Source organism: Psychrobacter sp. P2G3, from assembly GCF_001593285.1.
Lineage (GTDB): Bacteria > Pseudomonadota > Gammaproteobacteria > Pseudomonadales > Moraxellaceae > Psychrobacter.
Map to the genome: position 1 here is coordinate 2,816,656 of NZ_CP012529.1, position 14,617 is coordinate 2,831,272.

General features: G+C 41.3%; 9 protein-coding genes. All 9 read right to left on the reverse strand.

All coding sequences use genetic code 11. From position 1 onward, the window contains the following. Positions 1-86: 86 nt before the first annotated feature. The 9 genes from AK823_RS11535 to pilG all read right to left on the reverse strand — a co-directional run bounded on the left by AK823_RS11535 (position 87) and on the right by pilG (position 14,354). Entirely contained in the window at positions 87-614 is a 528-nt protein-coding gene (locus AK823_RS11535; protein WP_068329376.1) for a cytochrome b, read from the reverse strand. 187 nt (positions 615-801) lie between these two features. Then, positions 802-1,347: a hypothetical protein gene (locus AK823_RS11540; protein ID WP_068329378.1), complete on the reverse strand. Its 546-nt coding sequence runs from the start codon at positions 1,345-1,347 to the stop codon at positions 802-804. Then, positions 1,344-2,363 carry a chemotaxis protein CheB gene (locus tag AK823_RS11545; protein WP_228138858.1) on the reverse strand — a complete coding sequence of 340 codons (1,020 nt, stop codon included), beginning with the start codon at positions 2,361-2,363 and terminating at the stop codon, positions 1,344-1,346. Before AK823_RS11545 ends, AK823_RS11540 begins: the two co-directional genes overlap by 4 nt. Then, entirely contained in the window at positions 2,353-9,342 is a 6,990-nt protein-coding gene (locus AK823_RS11550) for an Hpt domain-containing protein (RefSeq protein WP_068329381.1), read from the reverse strand. Before AK823_RS11550 ends, AK823_RS11545 begins: the two co-directional genes overlap by 11 nt. Before the next feature lie 18 nt (positions 9,343-9,360). Continuing rightward, positions 9,361-10,419: a CheR family methyltransferase gene (locus AK823_RS11555; protein ID WP_228138859.1), complete on the reverse strand. Its 1,059-nt coding sequence runs from the start codon at positions 10,417-10,419 to the stop codon at positions 9,361-9,363. 120 nt (positions 10,420-10,539) lie between these two features. Further along, positions 10,540-12,648, reverse strand: coding sequence for a methyl-accepting chemotaxis protein (locus AK823_RS14275; RefSeq protein ID WP_228138860.1), 2,109 nt, complete (start codon positions 12,646-12,648; stop codon positions 10,540-10,542). A 249-nt stretch (positions 12,649-12,897) separates the two neighbouring features. Further along, on the reverse strand, positions 12,898-13,425 hold the full coding sequence (locus AK823_RS11565; protein ID WP_068037751.1) for a chemotaxis protein CheW: 528 nt from the start codon (positions 13,423-13,425) through the stop codon (positions 12,898-12,900). Positions 13,426-13,428: 3 nt separating this feature from the next. Further along, positions 13,429-13,791, reverse strand: a complete 363-nt coding sequence (locus tag AK823_RS11570; RefSeq protein WP_068037754.1) for a response regulator — start codon at positions 13,789-13,791, stop codon at positions 13,429-13,431. Positions 13,792-13,973: 182 nt separating this feature from the next. Further along, complete coding sequence (pilG, locus tag AK823_RS11575; RefSeq protein WP_058369474.1) at positions 13,974-14,354, reverse strand: twitching motility response regulator PilG; 381 nt, start codon at positions 14,352-14,354, stop codon at positions 13,974-13,976. Positions 14,355-14,617 lie beyond the last annotated feature (263 nt).

A 14,617-nucleotide genomic window follows, 5' to 3' on the forward strand; every position in this document is an offset into this window, starting at 1 on the left:
ATGCAATGCAGACTTAAACGAGAAGCCCTCAGTAATATACTGGGGGCTTTTTGTTTAAAAGTAATTGGCGATTTCGATATAAGTCACTATTTCATACGTGAAATCAGATTGTCCTTTTTAACAAACTGATGGTATAAAGCAGCGCCAATATGGATTAGAGTAAACGCGATAATCATAGGCCAGATGATATCGGTATGTAAATCATTATAGAAGCGTGCGGCACTACGATCTGGCGTAACAAATACTGGGATTTCAAACAGCCCGAAAATATCGACAGGTCGACCACCGTAAACAGACATCATTAAGCCTACAAAAGGCATCGCAATTAACAGTCCATAGAGTACGAAGTGTGACACTTGTGACATCAGCAATTGCCATTTTGGCATTGGTACTGGTGGCGGTGCTTTAGTAAATACACGGTTGATAACTCGTGCAATCATCCAAAAAAGCAAGCTAACCCCAAAGGCCTTGTGCAGTCCGATATATAGACTGCTATCAAAATTCCTATATAGCAACATCATTATCCATGTCACTAGCAACAAAATCGCACTAATCCAATGAAATAAGCGGCTACTGACTGACCACTTTTTCACATTCGAATTGATATTACTCATAGACTATTCCATACAGGACACTACTGCCCTATTAAAATCACTTTAAGAAATAGCTCAAACAATACCTTTAAAACGTACTTTTAACAACCATTCTCGTAAAGCATGTTAACGTTTCCAATAAAATGATGACATTATCTGCAATGCTTGAATAGGTGACTAATCATATCGGTTGTATAGTAAATCTCAATTAACCATCCAAATTGGTTAGTTGATGAGCAATTTTGTCCAAATCTGGTATCAAGTAAGCCACATCATTGATAGTAACTGTTTGGAACATATAAGATGTAATGACATTTTCTTTGAATGGCGTGTCTACTGTTTTTCCCTCTCCCATACTATCAGCAACACTACTATTATCCTTACTATTGCTCATAGCAATCTGTGCGTAATGCTCAGGTAAGTCAGCATCTTTAACATCTGAGATACTGACTTTCATCTGACATAAATCACCTGTTGTCTGTAGAGCAAAACGATGAACAGTGGTATTACCCTCTAGTACGATAGTTTTATCAATAGGCTTATCATGCGATAACAAATGAAATACTGCCATTTCTTGCTGTTCCCATGGATACGCCCATACAAGCTCATTATAGTCATCAATACTTAAAATTAAACTACTTGGGATAATCCAATCTGGCTGGTTTTCAGCAGGAATGATAGTTACCTCAAGCATTCCATTATCAGTTGTTAATAGACTAACAGCTTCAAATGAATGTTTTATAATTGGGTTCATACGTCGCTCACAGTAAATGAAGGTGAAGTAATAGTCGCTGTCATCTCACCAATATAATCGGTAAGTTTTTGAGCTAATAGTTCAGGACTACCTATGAATTGGCAATGACCTGAGTCGATAATGGCTTGCGGCTGGCTAGGACAAGTACTTGTGCTTGGATTCTGTGCCCATAGCTGACTGTTGTTATCTTGAATTAAATCCAAATACTGTGTGCCGTCATTGCCCATACCAGAAAATATAATGCTCACAAGATCACTACCGTAAACGTCACTAGTGTTTTGAAGCAGCTGACCAATAGCAGGCTTATACTCTCCTGCCCATATTTGCTCTGTTAATATGACTCGACCATCTGAGTCACATACAATCTGCCGATCAATTGGTGCAATTAAACAGTGTCCTGTCCGCAGACGCTGAGTAGTCGTAATTACTTGGCAGCGCCAATCGTTATGACGACTTAATATCCTAGGCAAAGTCTCTATCATTTTATGATTAAAATGATGAGCTAGCAAAATGCAGATGGGTAGCGAAGGTGGTAGGTTATCTAAAAACGTCTTAACCGCATTAGGGCCACCCATAGAAGCTCCTAAGAACACTACATAACGCCAAGGCGGAGGATTGGTATCAATCACCGGACTATCTAACAACGACGGCTTGTTAAGTAGTTTGGCTAATTTACGCTTCAGCTTGCGCTGCCATTTTGCATAATGTTGCATCTCGTTTAGGTAGGGTGCTGGGCTAAACCCTACCAGTACCGCACTGGATTTGGATGCAGTAATAACGCTGGCTATATTGTTATCATAGTCGCTATCAATCAACCAAATATCAACCTGAGCACTGTATAGTTTGGGCTTATCTTGTAACTGTTGCCGCGATAAACAATCAATTAAAGTAAAGCCCAAGCTGCGGACAGTATCGTTGAAAGCCAAACGCTGATGTTGACTCTCCGCAATCACCAATACTTTAATGTCTAGATCTTCTTTATCACTGAGGATAGATGAATGGGTCTTATCCATCATGACTCAAGCTTATCTTTTGACCAAGTAATAGCTGCATTCTGTCTAATAGTTCAGTTTCTTGGAATGGCTTACCCATGTAATCATTTACGCCAATCTCTAATGCCCGTTCGCGATGTTTTTCACCCGTACGCGAGGTGATCATGATAATCGGTATATCTCGCAGACGCTTATCAAACCTTACTTGCGTTGCAACTTCGAAACCATCCATCCGCGGCATCTCGATATCTAATAAGATGAGATCAGGTATAGTCTCCTGTAAGATATCGATGGCATCAATCCCATCTTTAGCAACAGCGACGTTGATACCTTGACGTTCGAGTAAGCGCGACGTGACTTTGCGCACAGTTACTGAGTCATCAACCACGAGTACTGTGATTTGTGACTCTACTCCACCACGTTCAGGTTTCGATGCTTGAGTCGCATTTTGCGCTGGAGCGTTACGCATCAGTGCAATAAGGTCTAAGATTAGCATAACTGACCCATCACCCATGATGGTAGCCGCCGAGATACCTGCCAAATGCGATAATTGGCGACCAAGTGGTTTTACCACAACCTCAATACGAGACCCTGCAATTTGATCAACTTGCAGAGCCAGTTTCTGACCAGCACGGTTCTTAATAACAATAAGCGGCAAGCTGGTGTTGGTACTGACCATTAATTCATTAAGCTTACTGCCAGATAAGATTTCGTTTAAATAACGAACCCGATAATCCTCATCTTCAATATGTAAAGTGGCAGCACCAGATTCATAATAATCATAAAGCTTTTCTGGATTAACACGTATGACGCGCTCGATTTGTACTAGAGGTATTGCATAATAGCGATCTGCTGCACGTACTATCAAGGCATCAGAGACAGCAACTGTCAATGGTAAACGTATGGTAAAGCGCGATCCTTTACCTGCTTCAGACGTTACCGAGACCATACCACCCAACTGACGAATCTCGCTAATAACCACATCCATTCCTACCCCACGTCCTGAGATCTGAGTGACTTGCTGGGTAGTTGTAAGACCGGCGTTGAAAATATATTGAATGATGTCTAGGTCGGTCAGACTATTATCATTTGGATCAATCAAACCCTGAGCGATCGCTTTATCTTTTACTGCGTCAACATTGATGCCGCGACCATCGTCAGTGAGATTAATGACAACTTCACTACCCTCTCGTAATACCTCTAAAGTAATATGACCGCTACGATCTTTACCTGCTGTTAGACGAGTTTGAGTATTTTCAATACCATGATCGACCGCATTACGTAGCATATGCTCTAGAGGTGAGGTAATGCGCTCTAGAATGGTTCTATCCATTTCGTCATCAGCATTGATAATCGTTAGCTCTACCGACTTATTAAGTTCGTTAGCAGTCTGGCGCACGATACGCTCAAGACGTGGTGTCACCCGTGTAAATGGCACCATACGCGAGTTCATTAACCCGTCTTGTAATTCAGTCTGGGTACGTGATAATTGTAGCAATAGACCTTCGCTATCACGCGTCTTCTCTAATAAAGTGTTATTAATTTCGATTAAGTCAGATGCTGACTCTGTCAGCGATTTGGACAACTGATTTAACGATGAATATTGATCCATTTCTAGCGGGTCAAAGTCTTCATTATTAATCAACTCATCATCATCAATCTGCGATAAGATTTGTGCTTCAAGCTCAATCTCCATCCGACGTAGCTGATCAGCTAAGCGCTGAACAGTGGTCCCCATTTCCTCAATACTATTAGTTAAGCTACTTATACCCATATCGATACGAGCACGGTTAATCGCTGATTCACCTGACAGGTTAATCATATGTTCAATCAGGCCACCTGAAATACGAATCATCTCGTTATTGCTGGTGCTTTGCTCTTGCTCTGCAAAATTACCTGCCATAGATGGCATCTCATGCAGATTTTCGACTACATGCCCTGACTGTTGCAGCATTTTTGCAGCCAAAATCATACTGCGCTGAGCTTGCAACGATACACTAGGAATATGCTTTAAGTCGTCAGGATTCTTACTAAACTGCTGTAGGGACAAAATCAATGCTGCAGGTGTCGATGGGTTAACCTGTTGCTTGAGGATAAAAACGGCATCAGCCAGCCAGTCATGACAATCTGTCAGCAACTGTGAAATCATTTTGGTCGCTGGTCTTCGAAGAATAGCCAGCTCTTCGTATACTGTCTCCATCTCATGCGCTAGATCAGCAATACCATTCGCCGCCACCATACGTGCGCCGCCTTTAATGGTATGTAAATCTCGCTGTAATGCTTGCAGTGCAGCCACGTCACTGACGTTACTTAGAAATAGCTGTAAATATTTATTACTACTGGCAACAATTTCGTCCGCTTCTTCTAAAAACACTTCTAAAATATCAGGATCAGGCAAACCTTCTGTCCATGAGTTTGCAATGATGCTATCAAGACTAGGGATATCAGAAGCTTGTTCGATATCTTTTTGACTGCTTTCTATCTTATCTAAATGATCATTCTCATGGTTCTGAAGTGCTGGCAAGACTAGAGTAATCGCTATCGGTAGCTGTTCACTACGTTCAAACTGTTGCAGCTGTTTAATGAGCTCATCAGCGTGAAATGCCTCTTGATAGCGTACAACGTAATCAATCTGCAAGGACAAGGTATCTTGTACCATTTGCATAATGGTTAGCCATTGGGCAGTTGGGTGTAACCGTTGTTCGACAAAAGCTTCATAAATGCTTTCTGCTTCGTGTGTTAAGTCACCGATACTACGAATACCTGCCATACGCGCGCCACCTTTGATAGTATGCAGGTGGCGTTGTAATACTTTTAAAGCTGCGGTATTGGCACTATCAGCGCGCCACTTACTAAAAGACTGCGCAATGGCGCTATCTAGCTCTTGCGCTTCTTCTAGGAATATTTCTAGTAGCTCAACATCGGTATCGATTGCTTCAAGCTGTAACGTATCTGCTTGTATGCTTTGCACAGTCGCCGTTGGCTTATCGCTATCTTCAAGAACTATCTCGTTGGGAGCAACCACATCATTTAAAGCATTAGAATGTTCTTCAACGTCTATTGTATCAATTGCATATAAATCGCTGAGTATTTGCTGATCAACTTTTAATGACATGCTACCTGCCAACGCATCAAACAAGCCTACTAGCTGGCGATGACCTGCACACAATGCTGTCTGCACTTTTTTATCGTGAGTCGCTTCAAGATTACCATCAAGATAGCTGTACACTGAACCTAAAGCTGCTAGTAATGAGGTGAATTTGGGAGAGTCTCCAGTCTGACTTGCTAGCTGTTCAATTTGCTTGAGTTGCTGCTGAACGTAATCCTGAACCTGCTCAATATTTCCATTATTTAACGCCTCACCTAGCTCCCACTCAGCATTTAAAAGTGCGTCAACGTCTGTCTCTAACAGCTGCGAAATACTCAGTTTATTGTTTGTTAGTGTGCGTGTCACATCAGACTCGCTTAACATAGCTTGCAAAGAAGCTAAATCTTTTTTATTGCGCAGACTCTCATCAGACAGATTTTTCTGCAAACTTTGTTGATAAGCATTCAGATACCCTTCGATTAATGCTACTGATTGACCCAATGCTTGCAAGTGCTGAGCATTCATTGGCGTATCATGGTTTTGTAGCTGCTCTAAGCTATGTTCTATTGTGGCACTAATATCACTAATAGCAGCAAGCGCACTAGAACCTGAAGCCGCTCTTAAAGTATGGAAAGCGCGTACAATCTCATCAGTGACTTCTATATGCTCAGCATCACTATGAGCTTTGACAAAATTACTGATATCTTGTAATAGTGACTGAGCCTCTTCAACAAATATCTTATTGAAGGCTTGTTCTTCAGCACTCTGCGGCGTTGTAATTACTGGTGCATCTGCCATCATCTCATTAATAGAATGAATGGTCTCTAACATGCCATCATTGTCATCGTTACTCATGTCATCGCTGCTATTACTGGAATCACTGTTGATTACGCAGGCACTAGCTTGGCTATCTGCGTCTAACCATCCTTTACGTAAGCTATCATAGCTAAATTTATCACCATGCTGCTTACTATAAGCATTGGCACATGCTACCCATAACGGCACTATCGTTGGATAATCCTCGTTATGGCTCTCATTATTATTAGCGAACGTCTTAACCAAGTCCGGATAGCTAGCTAGAACATCAGCTATAAGCTGTACAATATCTGCAGACACTGAAATAGTATGGTCTAAAATACGATTAAGCATGTCTTCGATAGACCATGCAAGCTCACCAGTATAGTACGCACCAACCATGCGTCCTGAGCCTTTTAAGGTATGAAAACCTCGACGCACTTCTTTCAACTCAGTTAAGTCAGAAGTTGCATTACGCCATTGCTCGTATATTGGTGTAATCTCAGCTAACACCTCTTCTGCTTCTTCAATAAAGATCTCTTTGATATCCGGATCACTATCTTGAGAGTCGATAGGTAACTGTTGTGCTTGTTGTATAAAAGGCTCAAGGACTGCAGGAATATTTAAATTGGCGACTTGCGTAGAATTGCTTGCTGCAGTTGCATGAGATTCAGAACTAAAATCAGTTGCCGAATCAATATAGATATTTGCCGTATTTTGCTCACCAGTTGATTCGAGCGGTGCTTCTTTTAAATGAGTCAATGCTGACGAGTCTGGTTCTGTAGATATATCCATACCATAAGATAAAGGCTGTCCTGCTAGTAAATTACTCGTTTGTAAAATAGTAATGGCAGGATCCATACTGGGCTCTTGTAGTGCTGTAAAATCTGTAACTAACACTGATAAGCGTGTGGTAGTCTGGGTTACCAATGTAACCATATCTGTAGTCACTGGTAAGGTTTTGTCTAAGACTCGGTTTAGCAGATTTTCAATTGCCCATGCCATCTCACTCACACTAAAAGCGCCAACCATACGTCCCGATCCTTTCAACGTATGAAAACCTCGGCGCACTTCAGTTAATGGTGATAAATCTTGTACATCTTGTTGCCAAATAGGTAAGAAATCTTCCAAATCAGCCAGTACTTCTCTTGCTTCTTCGATGAAAATGTCGCGAATCTCTTCATCCATCTCAAAGTTATCAGGTTTCACTTGTGTACGGGCAGCTTGCAACTCTTTACTGTCTAAGCTCATTGTATCCGTTACATGCGTAGTGTCTATTTGAGCAATCGTATCATCTGTTAGTACACTTTTATTTAGGACGTTATCAGCAGGCACAATTTCACCGCTGTCATCATAGCGGACGACATCAGACGAAATTAGCTCGCTAGGGTTATAAGTCTGCGTGATCGCCTCGGGCGCTGCTATTAAGTCATCCAATAATTTTTGTGCTTGCTCTACGTATTCATTAGCCTGCTGCAATAAAGATCGATCAAATACTTGCTGCGCTAAGTAATCTAACAACAGCTCGATAGCCGTCACACTCTCTGCTAAGGCTTGAGTGAGATTCCAGCTGATACTTTTTATTTTATGAGTTTCTAACTTAGCGAATAGCTCGCCAAGTTTGTCACTAACTTCGCGCATTGAAGAAAGACCCATTTCTTCAAAAGCACTGCCGATCTCAGCAAAAGCGGCTGATGTTGGTAACAGGTAAGTTTGCTGCTGATGCACATAGTCATTGAAATTGTACTTTACGTCTTCGACTGCAATACGCAGCTGGCGCAAATTATCATCAGTAAAGGTGACAGAATGCATAGCATCTGCGCCCATAACCGTACTATCAGAAGAAGTGGTTATCGTTATGAAAGAAGCTGCATCGCCAATTTTAGTATGGATAGACTGTTCAGTATTATAGATAGCACTATATAACTCTTGAAGTTGACGTTCAATCTGCGACTGTATCTCTGCAAATACTGACGCTGACATCATATTATCTTTGATATCACTCAAAACTTGATTCACTTGTGACTCGTATCGAGACCAGCCTCGGCACTCAAGTTGTCTTTGGAGTTGCTGTAATGGAATAATAACTGTCTGTGCATTATCAAGCCTAGAAATTATGGACTCAAGCTCAGCCAATATGCGCGGTAAAAAACGTAATGTAGACTCAGTAGATTGTGATAAATGACTTAAGGTGCTATGTGTTTGCTTATCAATATGTTCAAGGCCACTGATTTGTATATAAATATCAGCTATTAAGCCTTCGATAACATCATTACTGGTATCTTTATTAGCATTTATATTAGCTGTCATCAGGATAGCTTCCTGATAACGTCCATCCAATACCTCATCTAACTGTGATAACAGCTGTGCATAAGTTGCAGGTAGTGGTAATGAGTTATCCGCAAGGTTGCTTAACCAAAGCTCAGCCAAAAACCACAAACGCTGCTGAGCCTCGGCATTGTTTGTATGCTTTAGGCTGGCAGCTTGCCACAAGTAATGACTGACTTTTTTCAAACTTAGTAGGATAGCTGAATCATTGTTATTGAAAGTTAATAATTGTTGAACTTGCTGACGCCATGCCAATAACAATTGCTTGTATTGCTCAGGTAACAAAGGAGATAAGAAAGAAGCACTTGATGTTGAAACCTTAGGAATAGCCACGTTGATGGTTTGAGGATGAGCGCTGTGTTTATTAGTAGCCGATGTGCTTTTCAAGGTCACGCTATCTTCTGCTGGCACATGTGTTTGCGGCAACATCTGAGTAAGTTTATCAATAGTTCTATCAATAAGAGCGCTTCTATAGCTACCTGTCTGAACGTATTGAGCCAGCTCATATCGCAATAGCTGGTGAGCAAACTGCCCTATTCGATGCTGTTGAACATTTAATAGCGTGCCACTACTTATACTAGATACGAATAGGTTAAGTCTTGCCGATAAAGTAGCCAGCCGAGGAAGATTAGCCATCGTCAATGCGCCGCTAAGCTCGTGATAATGCTGTCCTATACGTTCAAAGTCAGGATAAGTATCTAACTGCCAGTCCTCAGACACTTCTGATAACTGCTGATCAAAAAGTGGGAGAAGCCATTCTAGCGTCACCATTTCATTTGGCTGGTTTTTCATAGGATTATCCTAACTCGTTTATGCACTGATTTTTTGCCACGCATTAACCTGTGAATGGGCAATGCGGCGCATATTTGAAGGTCGCCAAAACAGCGCCTCTCCTGGAGCCAATACAATATGGCCACCTAGCGCACACTGTGCAGACAATCGCGTCAAAATATCACGCTGATCAAACTGTCGAAAATATATCAACACGTTTTGACACAAAATGACTTGCTGCAGATGTGAGGTTGCTAGGCTTGGGGTAAAAATATTGTGCCAGACAAAGCTGACTTGTTCATGCAATTCTGGCATCACTCGCCAATATGCTGAGGTTTTGCTAGGTAGCAATCTATCAAGGATTAATTTAGGCGATACAGGTAATGCTTGGTCTGTTAGGGACGCTTGGCTTTGGCGTATAGCCTGCGTACCATCTTGGGCAGTTATTGCTAGCGGTTGCATAAAATGCTGATACGCTGACGGAATGAGCTGCTGTTGCCGCTGGTCATATTGACCTTTACGTGCTTTGTTTAATGCTTTCTGACTGACATCTGATCCTAATATCTTATGGTTTGATATGTTTTTAGCAGCTAAGCTCATAGCTAACGACCATACTTCTTGTCCTGTAGCACAGCCGACACTCCATATACGAAATGGCTCAGCACTACTACTATCGACACTATTGTTAGAATGACCTTGAATAGTGCTCTGTAGTGGCTGAATACAGTACTGATGTGCCAACGCTGTCACAAACGCTATTGAAGGTTCATGACGAAAAAATCGACTTTCAGGAATAAGTACCGTATCAATCAACTGCTGTTTTAATCTTTTGTCTATCTGTACAGCATCCCAAAGCTGTGCTAATGACAACATATTCTCTGCTGCCGTATGCTCAACTGCATTCAGCAACCATTGAGACTGCTCTTTCGGTAATACAAAACCAATCGCTTGTTCGATATAGCGCTGCCATTGACGTACTGCAACTGGCTTATCTTTTAAGCGAAAAACAGTCGGCTCTCTATCCTTTGAATCGCTGCTTTGAAAATTATTGAGCTCTAAACTGTTAACTTTACGTTTTATGAATATATTTTTCATCATGGTTGGCACAGTCTTTTGCTTGATGTTTTACAGATCAGCATAGTTTATTAAGCCATCAATATAATACAGTGCTAAAGAGCAGTGCCAGCGTTAGATGAGTTAAGCGCTATTTGGCTTTATCTACGCCATTGCAGAAGTGTGATCTTGAAAATCTTCTTCGTAATCATGCACTTGTTTGTCATCATTCGATATCTTAAAGCCCGTTACTGACTCTTGTAGAGCAGCGGCCATTTCACTCAACTCACCAACTGAACGTGCAGTTGCCATCGTTCCTGACGAGGTTTGCGAGGTAATATCTTGAATAATATTCATTGCATTAGAAATATGACCAGCAGATTCTGCCTGTTGCTGCGCTGCGTTTGAGATGTTTTGGATTAGATCAGCCAAAGTATTAGAGACGCTTTGCACTTCTTCTAGTGCTTCGCCAGCATCTTTTGCTAGGCGTGCTCCGCGCACAACTTCCGAAGTTGTCGTTTCCATCGACATGACTGCTTCACTAGTATCCGCCTGAATGGTCTTAACTAGAGTTTCAATCTGCTTGGTTGCATTAGCTGAACGCTCAGCTAGACGCTGAACTTCATCAGCAACAACCGCAAAACCACGACCAGCATCACCAGCCATTGAAGCCTGGATAGCCGCGTTCAATGCCAAGACGTTGGTCTGGTCAGCAATATCGTTAATTAGACTTACAATATCGCCAATCTCTTGCGAAGATTCACCCAGACGTTTGATACGTTTTGAGGTTTCTTGAATCTGATCACGAATAACGTTCATACCTTCGATTGAACGCTGTACTACGTCTGCGCCGTTATAGGCAATAGCAACTGAGCGCTGGGCAACTGATGCAGACTCCGTCGCATTCGTCGATACTTGATCAATTGATATTGCCATCTCATTAATCGCAGCAGATACACTAGCAATCTCTTGTGCTTGATGCTCAGAAGCTTCAGCAAGTTCAACCGCATTCATCTGAGTCTGTCCAGAAGACTGAGAAACTCGTTCAGCTGTACTGTTAATCACTAATACCAACTGGCGCAATTGGTCAATTGCGAAGTTTACTGAATCCGCGATAGCACCAGTGAAATCTTCAGATACTGTGGCATTAACAGTTAGATCACCTTCAGCTAAGTCACCTAGCTCATCAAGTAGGCGTAGAATAGCCATCTGGTTACGTTCGTTTTCTTCTTGGATCTGACGCGCACGCTCAGATTCAGTTTCTGCTTCTTGACGACGGCGAAGCGTTTCTTTTTCGATTAATATTCGCTCTGTACCACCATGCTGTTTTAACAGTTGCGATAGTGTGTATATTACGCCAAGCAGACCTAACAGAAATATAATAGCAGGCCACATTACACCGGTACGTGTCAAAATATCACGATCGATACCTGCCAATCGTGCCTGAGTATTGGTCGCAAGCTCTCCTAATGCACGGGCATTTTCACGCGACTCAATAGCTGGGCTATTCAACGCTGCAAGCTCTGCTGCCACAGGAGCAACTGCACTATTGAAAGTATCAGATATGTTTTGCAATGCTGGCAATAAACCACCATAGCTTTGCTGTTGCGCATTTAATGTTTGGGCAAATACCTCTGCTTGCTCCGAAAATTCCGCTGGCGTACCGTCAATACTACGAGTCAGTTTATCCATCTCAGTATACAAACGCTCAGCACGTAAGGTTTGAGTCTGCATATCACTGATGGCAGCAACAGGTATATTGGCTGCGACTGCTTGCTCTATAACTTGGCTATAGTCATCTTGCATCTGCTTGGTAGCTGTAGCGACGTTGTCTTTTAAGTCTTGTAGTGCATTTACATCATTACGGTGACTTAGTACATAGTCGACCTTTTCTTTATTAGCTCGCCATTCGGTTTCAAGGTCACCAAAGACAGACTTGTTATCAGTGGCATTTTGTTGTGCTGAGGTCAATGCCGCTTGATAACGTTGAACGTCGTTTTGTAAAGAATCATAAGCACTAGCGCTCACATCAGAGTCGCGCGAAAAAGTTGCATCATTGACGTTTTGCACAATATTAGCTGCACTGACTTCTAATTGGTTGATGTCACTTAAGTAGTTACTTACTGTTGATAGCGTATTGATTAGCAAAACCAAGCAGGCCACACTCACTAAGGTAAAACCCCCTAATAAAACCTTCCATATGCTATTAGAATTTTTGATAGCTGGTACTTTTTGATTGGCACCAGTTGCAGGGCTTTTTGTAACATCACTCATTGTGCTCATTCCTTTCAAACAGTCGTCTAAGTCGTATCATGTCTGACGTTGTTAATGATCATCAGCTAATGACAGCTCTCTATTAGTCATTGGCAAAACTTTTATTAATAAGGTTTCTATTAATAAAATCCTTCTCAATGCTGACATATCATCTTGGTATGTCAGTCGTTATTACCTTATTTGGCTCTTGTTAAGCTCTATAAATTTAGTAGCAAATATCAAGTGATTATTGCTATCTACAATATTTATTTATATTGCAGCATCAATATAGTCTAGGTCTCGTGCCAGCATGCTTGGCATAAAAACATACCAATCTTGACTGTCTTTAAAAAATTTACCATGGTTGTAAGGAGCAAACGGTGAGCTACTATCGATAGCCTCAGCACGATACTGGCTACGAGTAAACTGTTCGATACCAATGACTCTATCGACTAATAAACCCGAAAATACTGAGCTGTGATCTATAACTATCACTTTACGTTGACTCTTTTGCTGCTGACTAGGGATTTGCAAGAATTGCGCCAAGTCCGTTATTGGCAGTAGACGTCCTCGGACGTTAGCAATGCCTAGCATCCAAGGTTGTACCAATGGCATACTGGTATATTCTGGCATGGCCAGCACTTCAGATACTTCACCCATTGGAGCGACCAAACGCTGTCCACCAATCTCAAAAACTATGCCACGCCAGTCATATACTTGACCACCTTGACGACCACTGCTGCGTGCACGGGCCAGATCAGCTAAGCGTAAAAGCTCGATAAATCCTTTAGAAGCCACAATTTACTCCGTTACTGTACGGATAACGCGTACAAGTTCAGCTTCATCGACCGGCTTGGTTAAATATTCTTTAGCACCTTGACGCTTACCCCAAACTCGATCAGTTTCTTGATTCTTAGTACTTATAATTACGACAGGAATATGAGCAGTTGTCTTACCGCGTGTGATTTTACGAGTCGCTTGAAAACCATTCATTTCAGGCATAACTACATCCATCAACACCACATCTGGCAAGTGTTCAGCAGCCATTAAACAGCCTTTTTCGCCATTAGTCGCTTCTAATATTTGAAAGTTATTTTTCGTCAGTATGTCGCGAAACTTTGCCATTTCAGATGGCGAATCATCTATGACCAACACAGTTGTCATGGTTATTCCTTTTATTGTCAAGGTCATCCGTCAGGACAAGTTGGAACCAACTAAATAATGTAGCAAGTGATATATTTCGCTTTTTCAAAAACCATCTAATCAAGCTGTCACTATCTACTAGCCATTGTTGGTTCTTATGTATTTAATATCGATAGTTTTTTATACTAGTTCAGAGTCGTTAATTACGAGCGATATTGATTAATCGTCTCAAATAGCTCATCTTTACTAAAAGGCTTAGTAAGATACTCATCAGAACCAACAATACGGCCTCGTGCTTTATCAAACAGTCCATCTTTTGAGGACAACATGATCACCGGTGTACTTGCATAATCAGGGTTATTTTTGATCAATGCGCAGGTCTGATAACCATCAAGGCGTGGCATCATAATATCGACAAAAATTATGTCAGGATTATTATCCACAATCTTTGCGAGTGCATCAAAGCCATCAATTGCAGTAACGACTTCACAGCCAGCTTTTTGCAATAAAGTCTCAGCGGTACGACGAATGGTTTTTGAGTCATCAATAACCATGACCTTTAACCCTTCAAAATTATTTTCCATTATTACTTTCCTATGAATAAATATTTATTCTTGACATGGTTGTTACTTACTATTCGATAAACACTTACTTTAACGGTAGCTGCGGTAAGTACTTCTCTTATCTAATGAAGCCAACTTCTAATCTTACTTTTATAATTAATATCCATCATTTGTCGGATAAATATTTCAATCTAATTTGTAACTACAATGTATCAATTAAGTATCTGATGCTCGTTTTAACATAGTCTACCTAGGTTTTCCAGTTATTCAGACCACGTATATAA